We start from the raw sequence: 19336 nt of genomic DNA on the forward strand, positions 1-19336 counted from the left end.
AGGCTTAATTCATGCCGGATCTCTGTGGATGTGATTTTTCACTACCTCGTGGTCAATCGATTTTATGATTCCGGGTGGCCCTCAATCGCGGCATTCAGGTCGCGATACTCTTCACAGCCCGTGCCGCAAATCCCTTTAATCGTGGCGAGCTGCGCCTTGGCTAAATCCGGACGCCCTTTGATCATGTACGCCTCACCGAGGTATTCACGCACTTTGGCGTAATGCCCGTCGAGAGCGATTGAACGCTGATAATAGCCGATCCCTTCATCGGTGCGACCCAATTTACGCGTGGCGTAACCGCGATAATTCCAGGCTTCGCGGGTGTTCGGCTGTTGCAGCGTATCGAGCAGATCCAAAGCTTCCTGAAAACGGCCAGTTTTCGCCAGATGATAAGCATATTGGGTCTTATCTTGATCAGAGATCTTACTGCCTTTTTCTACCATACAGCTTTTGGTTTTACTGTCATAAACCTGCCCTTTCGGGCAGTCCGGCGTTTTCTCCGAGTCGTCACCCATGGCGTGGGCCGCGATTGAGAACATCGACAGACCCGCGCACAGGCACAGGGCGGACAGCGTGGTGAGATTATTATTTTTTTTCATTGTAGGGTCCTGAGTATCAAGGTGTTGGCTTTGTTTCTTATGAGCGGCCGTGGCTGCCCGGTAGCATGCGACGCAGCGTGCCGTCGCGTAAGACGTAGTGGTGGAATAGCGCCGCCAGAGCATGCACCCCGGCCACAATAATCAATGCCCACGCCACGTTGTTATGCAGCATGCCGAAGGTGCGCGGCATGACGCTGTCGAAGTCGAACACGTCGGGGATCGGGAATAAGCCGAAGAAGTAGAACGGCTCGGCCTGCGCCCAGCGAAATAAGAAGCCGAGAACAATTTGCGAAATCAGCAGCAGGTAAAGCACCAGATGGGTCAGGTGCGACGCGGCTTTCATCGCCGTCGGCATGGCAATAGGCTCCTGCTTGCTGCGGCCGGTACTCACGGTAAATAAGCGCCACAGCAAACGCCCGATAATGATCACCGCCAACAGAATACCGACGGAGATATGCACGGATTGCAGCCCTTTGCGCAGCGGAGTGCCGCGATCCAGAACTTCCCAGATATGCGCGCTGGCAAACATGAAGATAACAATGAGCGCCGTGGCCCAGTGCAGGAGGATAGTCAGGCCGTCATAGCGGCGGCGCAGAGTTGGAGCAGAAGTGTTTTGCATAAAGGAAAAGCCCATAAGTGTCCGATTTATCAGTAAACACTTGAGTGGTGATTTTTATTCGATGGTTTTAAAAATTTTTTTTCGATTTTTTAATTTGCGGCGATTTTGCCGTTATTCGCAATAAAGAGAAAAAAGCATCAAGCTTCTACAAGCCCTGCCGATAACCGTTGTGGACATCCTTTAAGTCAAATTAAAACCATTACAATCATAAAAACTGTCAGGTGGGGTATCGCTGGTGAATGAAGCATCTAAAGAGCAGTTTGTCCGACGCAACAAGCTAGGCATTTTGGCCGTTCTGCGTGATTTGAAGAAGAACAACACGCTGGTCATGGTGTCCCACGGGCGCGGGCAATTTATCAGCAAAATTCTGGACGTTTTGCCGGATACCAACCAATTGCTGTTTGATCTGGGCAGTGGCGATTACGACAACCAGCTGGCGAAAGAGGCGCAAACCCTGAATTTCGTGGCGGAACCGGCGGGTGCGAAAGTCGAGTTCACCTCGGGACAGGCGCAGGAAATCAGCTGGCAGAATCTACCTACATTTAGCTGTGAAATTCCGCCGGAGCTCTATTTTATTCAGCGTCGCGAATATTTCCGCGTCAATATTCCACTGCAACCGGCCTATGTCTGTAGCGGCAAATTCCCCGACGCCAGCGACTTCAGCTTCCGCCTAAAAGATATCTCGCTCGGCGGCATTGGCCTGCACGTCGACAAAGTGATGCCACTGGCAATTGAAGCCGGCGCGGTGATCAAAGACTCTCTGGTGGAGTTGGCCGAGTTTGGCTCTTTCAAGCTAGATTTGGAGTTTATCAGCGCGATGGACCGACAGACGGTGAGCAGTAAAGGAGAAACGGTCACCAGCCAGCGGCTCAGTTTCCGTTTTCCTTATTTATCCCCCGCGCAGGAACGCGACCTGCAACGGGCGATATTTGAGCTGGAAAAGCAGCAGCATCAGAAAGCCAAACGCTTTCGCGATTAATCGCTAACCAGCGTTATAAGAACATACCGCCCGATGCTTCCACGCGTTGGGCGTTCATCCAGCCACCCGCATCGCTAAGCATCAGCGCCACCATGTGGCCGATATCATCCGGCAGGCCGACGCGCCCCAGCGCGGTATTGGACGCCACCATCTGATTGGTTTGTTTATTGTCACGCACGTGGCCGCCGCCGAAGTCAGTCTCAATCGCCCCTGGCGCCAGAATATTGACGCGGATGCCGCGCGCGCCCAGCTCTTTCGCCTGATACTTGGTGAGAACTTCCATCGCGCCTTTCATCGCCGCATACACTGAATAACCCGGCAGAGAGAAACGCGTTAGGCCAGTAGAGACGTTGAGAATGCGGCCACCGTCGGCAATCAGCGGCAGCAGTTTTTGGGTCAAGAACAGCGGCCCTTTCAGGTGAATATTCATCAGCAGGTCAAACTGCTCTTCGCTCACCTCAGCAAAAGGCACGCCTAAGCCGATACCGGCGTTATTGACCAGAAAATCAAAGCTGTCGCGCTGCCAGATATCCGCCAGCAGGGTCTTCACCTGCGCGGCAAACGCGGTAAAGGATTTGCTGTCGCCGACATCCAACTGCAACGCAGCGGCTTTGCCGCCTTTGGCCTGCACGGCGCGAACAATGCTGTCGGCTTCTTCCCGCTGGCTGTGATAAGTCAAAATCACATCCACACCCTGATCTGCCAGTTTTTCTACTGCATTCTTGCCCAAACCACGGCTTGCGCCGGTAACGATCGCGATTTTATTGCTCATAGTAGACTCCGCAGTGAATATCGTGGGTACTCGTTGTATGAAATAGAGTCTATTGGCAGAATAGGAAACGATAAACAGGGGTAAATGGGTTTCACTGTTCCATGAAAAACAACAATAGGCGAAAATGTGGATAAAATTCAATCGATGCAGGTGTTTGTTCGTGTTGCAGAAATGAACAGCTTCACCCGCGCCGCCGAAAGTCTGAGCCTTCCCAAGGCCAGCGTCTCACGCCTGATCCAACAGCTAGAGAGCCAACTCGGCGTGCGCCTGCTGCATCGCTCAACCCGCCGGGTGCAACTGACGCAGGACGGTCAGGTCTATTACGACCGCTGCAAAGAGCTGTTAGCCAGCGTCGAAGAGATGGAAACCCTGTTTCAGGCTAACCCGGCGACCATCAGCGGCCGCCTGCGGGTGGATATGTCGGTCGCCATGGCGCGCGATTTTGTGCTGCCAAAGCTGGGCGAATTCCTCAACCGCTACCCGGCCATCGAGATTGAACTCAGCAGCACCGACCATCGGGTTGATGTCATTCGCGAAGGTTTTGACTGCGTGATCCGCGTCGGCACGTTGAAGGATTCGGGGCTGATCGCTCGCCCGCTCGGGCAACTCAGCATGATAAATTGCGCCAGCCCGGCTTATCTCCAACGCCACGGCACGCCGCTGCACCCGGACGAATTATCCCAGCACGCCATGGTGCATTACGAGCAGACGCTGGGCGCACGGACCTCCAGCTTTGAATATGTAGAAGGCAAAACGCTGCGTTCGGTGAAGACTGGCGGCGCGGTGACGGTCAACAGCACTCAGACTTACTCCAGCGCCTGCTTGGCGGGTTTAGGCATTATTCAGGTGCCAATGATGGGGATGCGTGACTACCTTGAGACAGGCCGTTTAGTCAAAATCTTGCCGCAGTACAACGCGCCGCCGATGCCCATCTCACTGGTTTATCCGCACCGGCTGAACCTCTCACGGCGCGCCAAAGTGTTTATGGATTGGCTGACCGAAATCACCCACGCCTATCTGAAATAACGGCGCTTCGCTGGACAATGGATAAGCAATCAGCCCGTGGCCCGGCAGCGGGCGCGATTGAGCAGCTATACTAAACTGATGGAAAATCTCAAAAATAAGGACTCCGTGGATTAATGCCAACCACCAAAAACTCAGAAACGCTCGAACAGGAAGACGCTAAGCCGCTGATTAATATCAAGACCGGCAACCACACGGTGGATAAAAACATCACTCGCGCTTCGAAGCTGGTAACCCGCGTGCAGTCATGGGGCTGGGTCGCGCACTTGCTGCGCGCCACGGAGCGATTCAACGATCGCCTCGGCAGCCAGTTCGGCGCGGCTATTACCTATTTCTCCTTTTTGTCGCTGATCCCGATTTTGATGGTGTCATTCGCCGCCGTGGGTTTCATTCTGGCCTCCAACCCCGACCTGCTGGCGCGGCTGATTGGCAAAATCGTCAACAGCATTAGCGATCCGAACCTTGCCAGCACGCTGAAAAACACCGTCAACACGGCGATTCAGCAGCGCACGGCAGTTGGTCTATCCGGCTTGCTGATTGCTCTGTACTCCGGGATTAGCTGGATGGGGAATCTGCGCGAAGCGATCCGCGCCCAGTCTCGCGACGTGTGGGAGCGCAATCCGCAGGATAAAGAGGTGATTTACAAACGCTATATCCGCGATTTCATCTCGCTGACCGGTCTGGTGCTGGCGCTGATCATCACGCTGTCGCTGACCTCGATTGCCGGTTCGGCGCAAAAATCGATTGTTGATGCGTTAGGTCTTGGCGGCATTGAGTGGCTGCGCCCGGTGATGACCTCGGTCACACTGGTGATTTCCATTGCGGCTAACTATCTGTTGTTCCTGTGGATATTCTGGATGCTGCCGCGCCACAAGCCGCGTAAAAAAGCCCTGCTGCGTGGCACGCTGCTGGCGGCTATCGGCTTTGAGGTGATCAAATTCGTCATGACCATGACCTTGCCACGACTGGCAAGCTCGCCCTCCGGCGCGGCTTTCGGCTCGGTTATCGGCCTGATGGCCTTCTTCTATTTCTTCGCCCGGCTGACGCTGTTCGTCGCCGCATGGATTGCCACCGCGCAATACAAAGGGGATAAGGAAGTCGAGCAGCCAGAGACTCATAACGCCGCTCAATAAGTACCCTGATTTACATCGTGCCAGACAATATTCGTTGTCTGGCATTTTATTTGGCCATTTACCAGTGAGTTATTCTGGTTTTTATCTGCTTATTGAACAGATAAACCTGATATCACTTCAGATGGAAAACATTCCCCCATTTGGTGCAATTCCGCCTTTTCCCCTCCATCCTCTGGCGTTGAAAACGTCACATTCCCTGCTTAATATGCCTTTAGCAAACATTTCTTTACATAACATCCATCCTTTCAATCACAATAAGAATCATCGCTTATGCAAGCCTCAGTCACACCAGAATTAGCAGCTGACGCCCATCTGGTCAGCCAAAACTCCCGCGGCAAAGTCATCGTGGCGTCGCTTATCGGCACGGCCATCGAATTTTTCGACTTCTATATCTATGCCACGGCGGCGGTGATCGTTTTCCCGCACATCTTCTTCCCGCAGGGTGACCCTACGGCGGCGACGCTGCAGTCTCTGGCGACCTTCGCCATTGCCTTTATTGCTCGCCCGATTGGTTCGGCGCTGTTCGGCCACTTCGGCGACCGCGTTGGCCGTAAAGCCACGCTGGTTGCTTCGCTGCTCACCATGGGGGTTTCAACCGTGGTGATCGGCCTGCTGCCAACCTATGCCAGCATCGGCGTTTTCGCTCCTCTGCTGCTGGCACTGGCGCGTTTTGGTCAGGGCCTGGGTCTGGGTGGTGAATGGGGCGGCGCGGCGCTGCTGGCGACAGAGAATGCGCCAGCCAAGAAGCGCGCGCTTTACGGCTCTTTCCCGCAGCTTGGGGCGCCGATTGGCTTCTTCTTCGCCAACGGCATGTTCCTGCTGCTGTCGTGGTTACTGACTGAACAGCAATTTATCGACTGGGGCTGGCGCGTGCCTTTCCTTCTCTCCGCCGTGCTAGTGCTGATTGGCCTGTATGTCCGCGTTTCTCTGCATGAGACGCCGGTGTTCGCCAAAATCGCCAAGGCGGGCAAGCAGGTTCGCGTTCCTATCGGCACCCTGTTTAGCAAGCACCTGAAAGCGACCGTGCTGGGCATGTTTATCATGGTGGCGACTTACACCCTGTTCTACATTATGACTGTCTATTCATTGAGTTACGGCACACAGCCAAAGCCGCTGGGCTTGGGTATTACACGTAATGACTTCCTGCTGATGCTGATGATTGGCGTGGTCGGTTTTGGCGTGATGGTGCCAATTGCCGGTCAACTGGCGGACTCCTTTGGCCGTCGCAGAACCATGATTTGCATTACTTTGCTGATGATTGTCTTCGCCCTGCTGTTCCCTTCTCTGCTGGGTTCAGGTTCACAGACGCTGGTGATGATCTTCCTGCTGTGCGGCTTTGTGGTGATGGGGCTGACCTTCGGCCCGATGGGCGCTCTGCTGCCTGAACTGTTCCCGACCGAAGTTCGCTATACCGGCGCGTCATTCTCTTATAATGTGGCATCGATTCTTGGTGCATCGGTTGCGCCTTACATCGCGACCTGGCTGGCGACCCGCTACGGCTTGTTCTATGTCGGCGTCTATCTGGCTTCAATGGCGCTGATCACCCTGATCGCGCTGCTGCTGTCGAAAGAGACTCGCGACCAGTCACTCTGATTGATTCCCCCGCGCCACTCGGTGCGGGGATTTTCTAAGGACTTACCCCTCATGCGTTTGACTCGCCGTTCCCTCATTTCGCTGCTGATTTTGGTGGTCATCATCGCCGCCGCTTTATGGTTTTTCCTGCCCAATAAATCTAACCCGGACGCCCTGTGGAACATCATCAGCCAGAAGTGTGTGCCTAACCAGCGCGCCAATGGGCAGCCAGCTCCTTGCTCTCAGGTCGATGAAAAGCAAGGTTTTGTGGTAATGAAGGATAGAAACGGGCCGCTGCAATTTCTGCTGATGCCGACGGCTAAAGTCACCGGCATGGAAAGTCCGGCGCTGCTCGAAGACGCCACGCCGAACTACTTCAGCCAAGCGTGGGAAGCGCGGCACTATATGGCGGATAAATACGGTAAACCTATTGATGACAGCAATGTCTCGCTGGCCATCAACTCGCAGTATGGCCGCACTCAAAACCAGCTGCATATCCATATCTCCTGCCTGCTGCCAGAAGTGAAAAATACGCTGGTGAAAGACGCCGGGCAGATAGGCTATCGCTGGCAAGAGCTGCCGGATCAGCTGATTGGCCACACTTACTTAGTGCGCAAAGTCGAGCCTGCGGAGCTGAATCAGAAAGGCGCATTCCGCCTGCTGGTCGAGGGTGTTCCCGAAGCGCGCGAGAAGATGGGGCATTTTGGTATGGCGATGGTGAACCTGTCTGGCGGGGATTTCCTGCTGCTGGCCAACCAGCGTAATCTGCTCAAAATGAACAACGCCTCGACCGAAGAAATTCAGGACCACGATTGCGCAGTCCTGAATCCTGTGCCGAAGCCTTGAACAACTCAGATAAACAGAGCGGGTGAGATTTCAAACCGTTTTGCCAGTTTATCAATGTGGTCAACGGTGAACTGACGTTGACCACTCAGGATACGAGAGACGAGGGATTTGCCTCCGATCTCGTCCTGAAAATCGGTCTGTTTCAGGCCATACTGCTCCATTAACGTCGCCAACACGGCAACTCCGCTCGGCAGCGCTTCCATCTCAGCCCGGAAGGCAACCACCTCTGGCAGGCTATTTTCATATTCGCGGATTTTATTGCTGACAATATCCAACAGCGGACTGTGTGGGTGATTCATCAATAAATACTCCACCAGCTCCAACGCTTCTCGATAGTCCTTTTCGCTGGCGTGCTGCCCAAGCAAAGGTACCGCGTTAACCAATTCTTCAGTCGCTTTGATGGCGTCGCTAATCATTTCTTTTTACCTCGATGTAAATGGGTAAAGCGATCGTATTCGGCGTGGTTAAAAATCCCCTTCAAATAGAACTTTTGGCTTTCGAAGAAGATCAGGGCTACGACTCTGATTTCGTTCCTGCCGATGTCGATAACATAATGTTTATCCAGATATTTAAAATTATCTAACGACGGATAAACCTTCTTTAATGCTGCCGGTGTTGGAAAATTCCCTTTTTCTATCACTTTGCCGAAGTTGAGCAATTCCGTCTTAAATTGAGGAAATCTTATAGCTGCTTCTGCTAAAGCGCGCATGGTGATCAGATGCATTACTTCTCCCTAAGTTGACAACTTGGGAACATGCTATCACTCACACATTAAGTTGCCAAGATGGAAACTCATACTTTGCGAGAAGGCTCGAAATAAAAAACCCTCTACTGGAAGAGAGGGTTTAGAAGGACTACGCCAGTGTTGCTGCTACTTCTCTTTCATCTTCTGCAAGATTGGGCCGCACTGGTTTTGCTCATTATCACTTGGGGAAATCAGCGCCAGCAGGGCGGCGGCTGGGGCAACTACCGCGCCGAGGGCGACGGCGGCGGCACCGCGAGCAATCAGTGGGCCGGGTTTCACACCGGCATCCGGGCTTTTATAGGTACCGCGCACGTAGAGCGGCGAACGCAGGGTCAGCACGCGAACACCCTTACTTTCCGGATCGATCGTTAAATCGAGACGCTCCGTCGCCATATTGGTGGTACCGGTAATGTTGATCACCGCATTTTCCGTGTCGAAGACGAACAGCCGTGGCGAAACCAAACCGTTTTTGATATTCACATTGGCTGCGGCGCAGTTGATCGCCACTTCGTCATCGCCGAAGATTTTACCCACCACGTAGTTACCGACGTTCAGGCCGACAATCTCCATCAGGCTGCGGCTGATGACCCCGTCATTGATCAATAGCTTCATATCGCCATTACTGCTGCCCAGCAGCGCGGCTACCGAGTTGCCGGTGCCTGACAGGGTGGCATCACCGTTCAAATCACCCAGACTGCGCTCCATCGACTGGACATTCGGCAGCAGCTGTTTCAGCTTCAAGCCGCGCGCATGCATATCCACGCGACCCTGCATTGGTGACTTATCGCCTTCCAGCCGCACAGTGGAGTTGAGGTTACCGCCCGCCACGCCGAAGCGCAGAGGGTCCATCAGGATCACGCCGTTGGTGAGTTTAAGATGGGTGCTCAGGTCGCTCAGCGGCAGCGATTTACCGTGTTCAATGCGTTTGGCGCTGAACTTCACGTCCGCGTCCATCACGTCCCAGCTCTTGGTGTCGAATTTCTCCACCGGCAGCACTTTGTCTGAAGGCTGACGGGTGGTTTCGCCGCGCTTGGCTTTGTCTTTGTTGGAATCAGCACCAATCAGCGGCGCAAGGTCGGCAAAGCGCAGCTGCTTGGATTCCACGCTGCCGCTCAGGCTTGGGCGAGGTTTGCTGGCGCGATAGGTCAACGAGCCGTGAATATCACTGTCGCCAATCTGGCCGTTGAAGTTCTGGTAGCGATAGACCGCGCCGTCTTTGTCGTGCAGCGTCGCGGTTAAGTGGCCGTCGGTGGAATAGGACGGAGTCTGCGGCAGCAGCACGCCCGTCAGGCCATAGAGGTCGGACAGCGTCTGGCCGGAGAATTTCAGGCGTAAGTCCAGCGCGCCGAGGTTCATCGGGTCGGTCAGGGTCCCGGCGACGGCAACGCGAGTGTTACCTGAACGCACGTCAGCCTGAAGCGGGAAGCGGGAGTCCGGGTCTTTCAGCGCCAGCATGCCGCCGATTTTGCCGCTACCCGACAATGGCTCGCCGTTGTACTTACCGTCCACTTTCCAGCCGAAAACGTAATCTGGCGTTTTGCCTTTATCCGCCGTCTTCTTATCGCCCTTCTCGCCGACCACCTCGGTGAACGGCAGCGGTTTGCCCAATGGGTCAATCACCGCGCGGAAATCCGCCTTCAGCGGCGCGTCTTTGTAATCAATCTGACCACGGTCAAACACGATGTCATTGAGGGTGAAGGACCATGGCGAGGCTGGCTGGTCTTTATCTTTGCTGTCGCTGTTCGCCAGATTAAACGTCCAGTTATTTTTGCCGTTGGCGAGGCGAACCAGTGAAGCATTAGGCTGCTTGAGCCAGATGCGCGGGATAAGCACTTCTTTATGCAGCAGGGCCAGCGGCGCTAGGCTGGCGTCAACGCGGGCCAGCGTAACCATTTGCGCGTCTTTGGTGGCGCCCGGCACATCATCTGGGTTACCCAAAACGATATCTTCGGCATGCACGTGCGGCCATGGCACCCAAGCTCGCCAACCTGCTTCATCTTTTTGACGCGACCAGTCGACGCCAAGATTTCCGCGTATCGCAAAGCTGCGATTTAATTCGGCAGAGACCTTCTGATTGATGGTGGGCTTGAGGCGATTCCAGTCAAACAGCGAGATGAAAATCACGATGGCAATCAACAGAATAACGATGATCCCCACCACCCAGCTAACCACTTTACCTGTGCGCGTCATTAGTCTATTCCTATCAGAGAGTTAACTGATTCATAGACTTAACCATAGTTGAGTTTGCCGCAGCTTGCATAATCGGCACGGGAGGGAAAAACGTGACAGAACGTGATTATTCTGGGAAATGTATAGGAAGTTTATCGAGTTGATCGAAGGTTTGAGGCCGCGATAAATAGTATCCCTGAGCCGCCAGCGCGTCAGATTCACGCACCATTTGCCACTCTTGCGCCGTCTCAACGCCCTCGATAATTACCCCTTTACTGTAGCGATTCATCAGCGTCACGAGGGTGAAAAACAGCCTCGAACCCTCTTCGCTCTGGCGCAACAAGATAAATAGGTCGCGGGCGATTTTGATGTATTCGTAATGCCAGGTGGTAAAGGAAGAGAAGTTGGCGATACCCTGACCGAAATCGTCGAGCCACAGGCGGTCGGATTGCTCAATTTTGGAAAGCGGGATGCTCAGCGCGTGTTCAGCACTTTCGACTAACTCGAAGCGCACATAAGGCATGGTATTGATTTGCCGCTTCAGGGCGCTATCCGACTGCAAAGCCTCCAGCACTTGCCCATCAACGTTAATCGAGGCAAGCAGGCCATGCTCAACAAACAGCTGCTGCCACTGCTGCAATAAATCGAGTTGTTCTTGAACGATTTGTACACGTTTACCTATCGCAACGGCGACAAAATACTCTTCGGGTGAGACAAATTTCTGTGGTGCTGACGGATGGAAAATCCCGGTAAGTAATTCAATACCCAGTAACTTTCCAGACGTGCGGTAAATGGGCTGAAAGCGATACACCCTCTGACATTGGCGCCAGTAGGACTGTGCCCTGACGCGTTCGATGACAGAAAATGTTGGCATCATCAGACCTAACATCATCTTCGTTATCATATTTTTATGCCGCCATACTTTCTGTTGCCAGAAATAAAAATCATCCAATCAGGTCACATGCGGCAACATGCTTTTGCGTGGCTATACCGACAGCCCGCCCCCCTGCTTCCACTTCATAGTGATAACTATCGGCGTCGCAGGGGGAAACTTTAATCACCTTGGCCGGTACTGCCCGCGGCAGCACAAAATACCCCGCCATCAGGCTAGACGTCTCACACCTCAAGCTCTACATTGAATGACTTAACAACGGTTATAAATATGGAGAAAGCCATGCCTTACGTGAATATTAAAATTACCCGCGATGGTGCAACCGCTGAACAGAAAAAGGCGTTAATTGAAGGGGTTACCCAATTACTGGTAGACACTCTCGACAAAAACCCAGCCACCACCACGGTTATCATCGACGAGATCGACACCGACAATTGGGGCATTGGCGGCCAGACCGTGACCGAGCGTCGCAACGCGGCCAAATAAGCTTCACTTCTCGTCACCAAGATAACGGCGAAAGCTTCCCGGCTTTCGCTTTTTTAATGGCTATTTTTCACTTCTTCGAGACGCCTCGAAAAAAAGTAAAACTGCGTTTTAATAGTATTGACTGCCCCCTCGTCAGCGAAGAGACTACGTGCATGATTTCGCCAGCTTGATTGCGCCAAACAGTCGCTTCCATCTCTTAAGACAAGGCCCGCTTGAATGACCAGCAAAAAAATTGCCGTTATCGGCGAATGCATGATTGAACTGTCCCAGAAAGGCTCCTCCCTGAATCGCGGCTTCGGCGGCGACACCCTCAACACCTCGGTTTATATCGCCCGTCAGGTTCCGGCCGACGCGCTGGAAGTGCAGTACGTCACGGCACTGGGCACTGACAGTTTCAGCGATGAAATGCTGTCGGCATGGCAGCAGGAAGGGGTGAAAACTGATTTGACCCAGCGTCTGGATAACAAGCTGCCGGGTCTGTACGTGATTGAAACCGATGAATCGGGCGAGCGCACCTTCTATTACTGGCGTAATGACGCCGCCGCGCGCTATTGGCTCGACAGCCCGAAGTCCGCCGAGATCTGCCAGCAGCTGGCCGAGTTTGATTACATTTATCTCAGCGGCATCAGCCTCGCCATTCTCAATGATGAAAGCCGCGAACGCCTGATGACCCTGTTGCAAGCTTGTCGCTCACGCGGCGGCAAAGTCATTTTCGACAACAATTACCGCCCGCGCCTGTGGGCCAGCAAAGAGAAAACGCAGGCGGCTTATAACGCGATGCTCTCTTGCACCGACATCGCCTTCTTGACGTTGGACGACGAAGACATGCTGTGGGGCACGAAGCCTTATGACGAGGTTATCGCCCGCACTCACGTGCTTGGCGTCAGTGAAGTGGTGATCAAACGCGGCGCAGAGAGCTGTATCGTCTCCGCCTCCGACGGCAAGCTGTATGACGTGCCCGCGGTGAAACTGCCAAAAGAGAAAGTCATCGACACCACTGCCGCCGGAGACTCCTTCAGCGCCGGCTACCTCGCCGTCCGCCTGAACGGCGGCAGCCCAGAAGAAGCCGCCATTCGCGGCCACAAGACAGCCAGCACGGTTATTCAGTATCGCGGGGCGATCATTCCTGGGGATGTGGCTTTTTGAAAAAAGCTGGGTAAAAAGTTTTAGGGGAAGGGGAAACCTTGCGTTGCCACGCAAACTGACCTTTAAGGTCAAGGTCAAAACCGTGCGCTGCCGCCACACCGCTAAAACCTTGCGTTGCCACGCAAACTGGCCCAGAAGGCGCGTAAGCGCGCGCCCTCTGGACTCCCGCGCTTTTGTTGCTGTGTTACCGAGGCTGCGCAGGGTTGGAATGGACCTGTTTCAGCCGCCGCAGTGATCGCCACGAAATGCCGCCGCTTAGGCGGTTCCCTCAGTTCGGGCTTCGAGCCATAGGTCTCGAACCACTCCCTCGGCGTCACTTCTGAACGTGGCCTACTGGCACTTACGCCGTGCCGTTTCATTGGGTTTTGACTTGCTCCTCCCCTAATTAGGAGGAGCAGAGCAGTACTTCAATGAAACGGCACGGTTGAAATGCCTCAAAACCGCAGTCAAAAATGGCGCTGAGCGAACGGTTCGAGACCTAGGGCTCGAAGCCTGAAGCGAAGGCACCGCCTAAGCGGCGACATTTTGCGGTGGAGAACTAAAGTAACTGAAACACGTCCGCCCAGCGAGCGGAGCGCGTAGTTAAGAGCCGGGGATTCTCAAGGGGCGCGGCGATAGGCGCCCCTTGAGGCCGGTGTGGCGGCAGCGCACGGTTTTGACCTTAAGGCCAGTATGGGCGGCGAGCCCACGGTTTTCGGGAACAGGGGCCGAAGCCCCCTCTAAAACTTTATTGCCCCTGCACTGCCGCCGGTGCATTACTCGCCGCATCGGCAGGTGCTGCCTCAGGCGCTACAGCAGGAACCATGATTTGATCGTAGGTTTCCTGCAACAGCTTGACGCTCATCTCTGGCTCGCCTTTCGGCTGTACCAGTAACAAGGCTGGGTCGCGGGAAAGCTGCTGTTTCAGCTCCTGATTCAATACCGGCAGAGTCAAGGAAGAGAGGAACTCCTGACGTAATTTCTGATACTGCTCTGGCGCGATATCCACCACACCATTCTGCTGAGAACGCAGGCGCTGGCTCATTAGCACGTCGGTGTCAGTGCGGGCATAAGTCGCAAACAGTTTGCTGAGCTGATCGTTCTTCTGAGCAATCAACGCGTCAAACTCAGCCTGAGACAGGCCAGTATCGCGCATTTTAAGCAACTCTTGAGACAGGTGCTTCAGCGAATCAAGCATCTTGTCTTGGGCAGCATCCATACGGATTGCACACTGGGCGCGCTGATATTGCACGCGGCAGTCAAAGCTTAAGTTAGGCACCGGCATCTCGGCGCTGGCTTTAGACTCTTTACCGTCAGGCGAGGTTTTCAGCGCCTGCTGCAAATGCCAGAACAAGGCTTCGCGCGCCAAATCACTGCGCCAGTAAGTGCTCAATGCCTGTGAATCTTGAATCGGCTGCCACGGCGTGTCCCATAACAGCGACAACTTATCTTGCGTGATGGAGTCATCCATCAGCGTCATGGCTTTTGGTGGCAGGCTGGCAAGCGTTGGCAAGGTCTGCGGCGTCTCGCGAGTGCCTTTCAGCTTGGAGAAGGTTTTGTTGATCTGCTCGCTGAGATTACGGCTGCTATCAACATTACCCACCACGTACAGCGTCATGGCGTCCGGGGTGTACCACTGATGATAGAACTGGCTCAGCGCCTTGGCATCTACCGGGTGCGCAGGAGACTGGCTCGGATCGTGGCCCAACAATGTTGAACCTTTCAGGCGATAACGCCACCAAGCATCTTGGGTATCCATCGGGATGGCACCCACGGGATCAGGAGAAATGCGCGCGCCGTCGCTGACGGTTTCAGGAGTGATAGGCAACTGACCGGCGGTTGACGCCAACCATGACAAGGCTTCTTTCAGCAGATCAGCGCGGCCATTGGGCAGGCTGATGTTGTACATGGTGAAATCATAAGAAGAGACGGCTGGCGGAAGAGGTCTTACGGTGCTGATAGCCTGTTGCCAGAAAGATTGTAACTGAGCGCTGCTGAAACCTTCGGAATGCGTTAAGGCGATACGAGGAAGGAAATGCGCGAAGCCGGTTTGTTGGCTTGATTCGGCTAAAGAGCCGGTACGGACAATAAGACGTAATTCAATGCGATCGCTTGGACGTTGCGGCGTTGCCAGCATCTGCCAGGTAAAACCATTGTCTAATTTACCCTGTTGCCAGGCTGGGTCGGGTTGTAGCGCCTCAGCCTGAACATTGCCTGCGGCAACTGCCAGCAGCAATCCACCAACGAGTAAACGAATTTTGGTGCCCTGCATGTGAACCCCTACGTAATGACAATCCAATTTTCAATTTGTCTGTCCTGCCGGTGTCTGACGACTGGCCCACAGGATATCGATGTGTTGAAACGAAGACGGCAAAGTTTAGCACTGTGTTAGACCGCACGTTTTCGCCGATGTCACCGTTCACATGAAAATTTTCTAAGAAAAAACTGCCTCAGGGACATCGGGGATGCACATTATGAAGATAATCTTAGGGTTACATCAAGCAACCGTTGGATTTATAGGGAAATTAAGCATGAAAAAGGCAGGTTTGGAGTATTCCAACCTGCCTTTTTTATAACTTACGAACGGTTTTTAGAAACAACGGATCCGATTAGACCGTTTTCCCTGCCGCCAGCTCGGTATTTTTCCCGGACAGCTCGGCGTTCATTTGGCCTTCATCCAGTTGGTCACACCATTTGGCGACCACGATTGTAGCTACACCGTTACCCACCAAGTTGGTCAAGGCACGCGCTTCGGACATGAAACGGTCGATACCCAGAATCAGGGCCAGACCCGCCACCGGCAAGTGCCCTACTGCTGACAGGGTTGCGGCCAGAACGATAAAGCCGCTGCCGGTCACGCCCGCCGCGCCTTTAGAGGAGAGCAGCAGCACCACCAACAGGGTGATTTGGTGCCAGATATCCATGTGGGTATTGGTTGCCTGAGCAATAAACACTGCCGCCATGGTCAGGTAAATCGAGGTGCCATCAAGGTTGAAGGAGTAGCCTGTTGGGATAACCAGACCCACCACTGACTTCTTACAGCCAAGACGCTCCATCTTGTTCAGCATGCGTGGCAGAACAGATTCAGATGAGGAGGTGCCGAGAACGATCAGCAGCTCTTCTTTTATGTAGCTGATAAATTTGAAGATGCTAAAACCGGTGAAGCGAGCAATCAGGCCCAGCACCACCACCACAAACAGCACGCAGGTCAGGTAGAAGCAGAGGATAAGCTGGCCCAGCTGCACCAGTGAACCCACGCCATATTTACCAATGGTAAAGGCCATCGCGCCGAACGCACCCAGTGGAGCAAGGCGCATGATCATGTTGATGATGCCGAAAATGACTTTTGAGAAGCTGTCGATGAAGTTGAAGACCAGCTGGCCTTTATCGCCCAGACGGTGCAGCGCGAAGCCGAACAACACAGCAAACATCAGCACTTGCAGGATGTTGCCGCTGGCAAAGGCACCAATCACGCTACCCGGAATAATGTCTAACAGGAAAGGAATGATCCCCTGACTCTGCGCTTGTTCCGCGTACACCGCGACGGCTTTGGCATCCAACGCGGCTGGGTCAACGTTCATGCCCGCGCCCGGTTGGACGATGTTGACGATCACCAGACCAATAATCAGCGCGATGGTGCTGACGATTTCGAAATAGAGCAGAGCAATGGCGCCGGTGCGGCCCACGGCTTTCATGCTCTCCATTCCGGCAATACCGGTAACCACGGTACAGAAAATCACCGGAGCGATGATCATCTTGATTAATTTAACAAAGCCGTCACCTAACGGCTTCATCTGTGCGCCTAGATCCGGATAGAAGTGCCCAAGCAACACGCCCAGCGTAATTGCCGTTAATACCTGGAAATAGAGGCTTTTGAAGAGACTTTTTTTCATTTATTGCCCACCCTGTATAGATACAACAGCCTTGGTAAATACCAAGGCTACCGCTCAAAATTGATAGGCGGGAAAATAACACCGCCATAACAAGATGGAAATAATTTGTTCCGCTTTGTAATTATCTTTGTTTTAAAATAAGAACTGAAACGATTCAGTTAAAAAGTAATAGGCTGCAAAATACATAAGAAATGCCGCCCCACGGGTAAAAGTCGGCAAAACCTTGGCGATATTTTTGGAATTAAAACCAGAGGGGCTTTTGTTGCGGATAAATAACTTCCGATAACTTTAGTTTCAAAACTAAAGTTATTTTCCGCAGAACTTACTTTCGAATTCTGCCTGCGGTAAAGGCGGTGAGAAATAATAACCTTGGCCGAAAATAATATTGTTTTCCAGCAACCATTGGCGTTGTTCATTGGTTTCAACGCCTTCGGCGATCAGCTGAATGTCCATGGCTTTGCCAATAGACGCAACAATGTTCACCATCACGTCATCATCTGGCAGCACGTTGATAAAGCTGCGGTCGATTTTGATAACGTCAATGGGCAGGCTGCGCAGGCGGTTGAGGTACTCCAGTCCGGAATAGCCGAGACCAAAATCATCCAGCTCAATAGAGACACCGGCGGCGCGCAATTCACTTAACAGTAATAATGCGCGGTCCAAATCCTCAATGCGCGCCGTTTCTGTGATCTCTAACACCAGTTGGCCCGGATTGATTTTATAACGGCTGAGCAAGCTGCGCAGTTCAGGTAAGAAGTTTCGCTGCTGAATTTGAATTCCAGACAGATTAACCGACAGCGGCAGCGTAATTCCCCTCTGCTGCCAATCCGCCAAAATGCCGCAGCCTAATTCCAGCACTTTATATCCCAGCAGCCCCATCACGCCTATTTCTTCCGCCAGCACGATGAAATCACTTTCCAGCCCATAACTGCCGTCCACCATTCTGCGGCGCAGCAGGGCTTCGGCCCCCATGACTTTGCCGGTCTGCATATTGAACTGGGGCTGAATAAATAAGATGAAGTCATTTTGGCCGACGGCGTGCAGGATTTCATTTTCCTGTAGCAGCCGTTTTTGAATTCGGTCAGTCAGCTCTGGCTCGAAGAACAAAATCTGGTTTTTGCCTTGCTGGTAGGCGGAAACGCGCGCCGCGCGCGCATTGGCCATTAGCTGCGTGGCGGTGACTGGCGCTTCGCCATCATAATGCACAATGCCGATGCTGCCAGTCGGGTGCAGCGCCAGCGGGGCGACGTCACTCTGCTGCGGCGCATTAATGCGCTCCATAATCTGGCGCGCCAGTCGCATCGCCATAAACGGGCGCGGAATGTCACTCGCCAGCAGGGCCAGCTCGTTATAACTCAGCCTTGCCAGCACGCAGTTGGACGGCAGCACGTCAATAATCGAGTTGATCAGCGGGCAGCTCAGATGGCCGTCGTCGCGCAGGCTTTCAATACCAATCAGCAGCAGGTGGAAATCTTTCTCCTTGGGCGCGGCATTCAGCCGCATCTGCAACTGCGCCATAAACTGCGCTTCATTATTTAACGCGCTGTCGGTCGTCGAAGTGATGTCCTGCACCTTCTGCTGCATTTTGAGCAAATGCTGCTGATTGCGGTTATAGCTGCGTATCAGCATGCCGAACTCATCATCCTCGTGGCGCGGAGGCAGAGTCAGCTGATGGCTGCAAATTTCGTTTTCCGGCAGAGATTCCAGCTCGCGCGCAATGGCCCGCAAGGGTTTTACCACCAGACGATTCACGCACCAGCTCACGGAAATGGTCAAAATCAGCGCCAGCAGCAGGTAAGTGGTCAGCATGGTCGACAGCGCGCTGATGATGAACTGGTACATCCGATAGGAGTCAGCCTGAAGCACTAAATAAGCTAAGGGTTTGGGGTCTTTAGGGCTAGCCGCCGCCGAGTAGAGCGGCACGGAAATCTTCACCGGCAGGTTAAAACCGCGAGTTATCCATTCTGGGACCGGGCGGCCCGCAGGAAAATTGGTATGCAGCGCGGCAATTTCATTGGGCATTACCACGTCGGCGCGGCTGAGAATACCCACCGGACGCAGCGTGTTGAGAATTTCTTGTGTTTCGTTGAGGTTGACGTCAAGCACCGCCTGCGACAGGGGCTTTCTCACGGAATGGGCAATATTTTCAAGCTGTTGGGCGTAATCCTCCCTCCGCTGCTGCACAAAGTGAAACAGTTGGATGAGGATAAAAATACAGATAGTGATCACCGCAACGGTGGATACCGCCGCCATCTGTTTAATGGTTAATGAACGCCTGACCCGCAACCTAGTTCTCCATGAGATGCCAACCTGATCAACCCGCCTATCCTAACAGTGCAAACGGGAGGAACAATAGCTTGGCGCAGTATACCTGATAAGCCCCCTTTCTCATGCCCTAACCGAGGGTTTTATGCATTAAAATCCTTGTTTTATATCAAAGGATAATAGCGATTTAATCCCTGATAACTTCATGGTATCCCTAA

Annotated in this window: 17 protein-coding genes; 7 read left to right on the forward strand and 10 right to left on the reverse strand. The window is 53.4% G+C overall.

From position 1 onward, the window contains the following. Positions 1 to 62: 62 nt before the first annotated feature. Complete coding sequence (locus GEAM_RS17595; RefSeq protein WP_229333710.1) at positions 63 to 539, reverse strand: tetratricopeptide repeat protein; 477 nt, start codon at positions 537 to 539, stop codon at positions 63 to 65. 97 nt (positions 540 to 636) lie between these two features. Then, positions 637 to 1218 (reverse strand): cytochrome b, encoded by a 582-nt coding sequence (locus GEAM_RS17600; RefSeq protein WP_034794139.1) that lies wholly within the window; start codon positions 1216 to 1218, stop codon positions 637 to 639. A gap of 235 nt (positions 1219 to 1453) precedes the next feature. On the opposite strand from GEAM_RS17600, the gene GEAM_RS17605 reads away from it, so the two are divergent. After that, positions 1454 to 2197, forward strand: coding sequence for a flagellar brake protein (locus GEAM_RS17605; RefSeq protein WP_034794026.1), 744 nt, complete (start codon positions 1454 to 1456; stop codon positions 2195 to 2197). 13 nt (positions 2198 to 2210) lie between these two features. Here GEAM_RS17605 and GEAM_RS17610 read toward each other — a convergent pair whose 3' ends face one another. Next, positions 2211 to 2969 carry an SDR family NAD(P)-dependent oxidoreductase gene (locus GEAM_RS17610; RefSeq protein WP_034794030.1) on the reverse strand — a complete coding sequence of 253 codons (759 nt, stop codon included), beginning with the start codon at positions 2967 to 2969 and terminating at the stop codon, positions 2211 to 2213. A gap of 126 nt (positions 2970 to 3095) precedes the next feature. On the opposite strand from GEAM_RS17610, the gene GEAM_RS17615 reads away from it, so the two are divergent. The 4 genes from GEAM_RS17615 (at position 3096) to GEAM_RS17630 (ending at position 7543) form a co-directional block, all read left to right on the forward strand. Next, entirely contained in the window at positions 3096 to 3995 is a 900-nt protein-coding gene (locus GEAM_RS17615) for a LysR family transcriptional regulator (RefSeq protein WP_034794032.1), read from the forward strand. Positions 3996 to 4108: 113 nt separating this feature from the next. Next, the gene (gene yhjD, locus GEAM_RS17620) at positions 4109 to 5125 is read left to right on the forward strand and encodes an inner membrane protein YhjD (protein WP_034794035.1); all 1017 of its coding nucleotides are present in this window, start codon (positions 4109 to 4111) and stop codon (positions 5123 to 5125) included. 270 nt (positions 5126 to 5395) lie between these two features. Beyond that, positions 5396 to 6718: an MFS transporter gene (locus GEAM_RS17625; RefSeq protein WP_034794038.1), complete on the forward strand. Its 1323-nt coding sequence runs from the start codon at positions 5396 to 5398 to the stop codon at positions 6716 to 6718. Positions 6719 to 6769: 51 nt separating this feature from the next. After that, positions 6770 to 7543 carry a CDP-diacylglycerol diphosphatase gene (locus GEAM_RS17630; RefSeq protein ID WP_034794042.1) on the forward strand — a complete coding sequence of 258 codons (774 nt, stop codon included), beginning with the start codon at positions 6770 to 6772 and terminating at the stop codon, positions 7541 to 7543. 5 nt (positions 7544 to 7548) lie between these two features. Here the strand turns inward: GEAM_RS17630 and GEAM_RS17635 are convergent, their stop codons facing one another. From GEAM_RS17635 to pdeH, 4 genes are all read right to left on the reverse strand, one after another. Further along, a complete protein-coding gene (locus GEAM_RS17635; RefSeq protein WP_034794044.1) occupies positions 7549 to 7959 on the reverse strand; it encodes a helix-turn-helix domain-containing protein in 411 nt (136 codons plus the stop codon). After that, positions 7956 to 8267 (reverse strand): type II toxin-antitoxin system HigB family toxin, encoded by a 312-nt coding sequence (locus tag GEAM_RS17640; protein WP_034794046.1) that lies wholly within the window; start codon positions 8265 to 8267, stop codon positions 7956 to 7958. The genes GEAM_RS17635 and GEAM_RS17640 overlap by 4 nt, the downstream gene beginning before the upstream one ends. 147 nt (positions 8268 to 8414) lie before the next feature. After that, positions 8415 to 10478, reverse strand: a complete 2064-nt coding sequence (locus tag GEAM_RS17645; protein ID WP_034794048.1) for an AsmA family protein — start codon at positions 10476 to 10478, stop codon at positions 8415 to 8417. Between the two features lie 106 nt (positions 10479 to 10584). Next, a complete protein-coding gene (gene pdeH, locus GEAM_RS17650; protein ID WP_034794050.1) occupies positions 10585 to 11361 on the reverse strand; it encodes a cyclic-guanylate-specific phosphodiesterase in 777 nt (258 codons plus the stop codon). 258 nt (positions 11362 to 11619) lie between these two features. On the opposite strand from pdeH, the gene GEAM_RS17655 reads away from it, so the two are divergent. Both GEAM_RS17655 and kdgK read left to right on the forward strand, forming a co-directional pair. After that, positions 11620 to 11835, forward strand: a complete 216-nt coding sequence (locus GEAM_RS17655) for a 2-hydroxymuconate tautomerase family protein (RefSeq protein ID WP_072009923.1) — start codon at positions 11620 to 11622, stop codon at positions 11833 to 11835. 216 nt (positions 11836 to 12051) lie between these two features. Beyond that, on the forward strand, positions 12052 to 12981 hold the full coding sequence (gene kdgK, locus GEAM_RS17660) for a 2-dehydro-3-deoxygluconokinase (protein ID WP_034794054.1): 930 nt from the start codon (positions 12052 to 12054) through the stop codon (positions 12979 to 12981). 727 nt (positions 12982 to 13708) lie between these two features. Here kdgK and GEAM_RS17665 read toward each other — a convergent pair. The 3 genes from GEAM_RS17665 to hmsP form a co-directional block, all read right to left on the reverse strand. Next, on the reverse strand, positions 13709 to 15232 hold the full coding sequence (locus GEAM_RS17665) for a M16 family metallopeptidase (protein ID WP_034794056.1): 1524 nt from the start codon (positions 15230 to 15232) through the stop codon (positions 13709 to 13711). Positions 15233 to 15569: 337 nt separating this feature from the next. Continuing rightward, entirely contained in the window at positions 15570 to 16853 is a 1284-nt protein-coding gene (locus tag GEAM_RS17670; RefSeq protein ID WP_034794058.1) for a dicarboxylate/amino acid:cation symporter, read from the reverse strand. 306 nt (positions 16854 to 17159) lie between these two features. After that, positions 17160 to 19139 carry a biofilm formation regulator HmsP gene (gene hmsP, locus GEAM_RS17675; RefSeq protein WP_034794059.1) on the reverse strand — a complete coding sequence of 660 codons (1980 nt, stop codon included), beginning with the start codon at positions 19137 to 19139 and terminating at the stop codon, positions 17160 to 17162. Positions 19140 to 19336 lie beyond the last annotated feature (197 nt).

The organism is Ewingella americana ATCC 33852 (assembly GCF_000735345.1).
GTDB lineage: Bacteria > Pseudomonadota > Gammaproteobacteria > Enterobacterales > Enterobacteriaceae > Ewingella > Ewingella americana.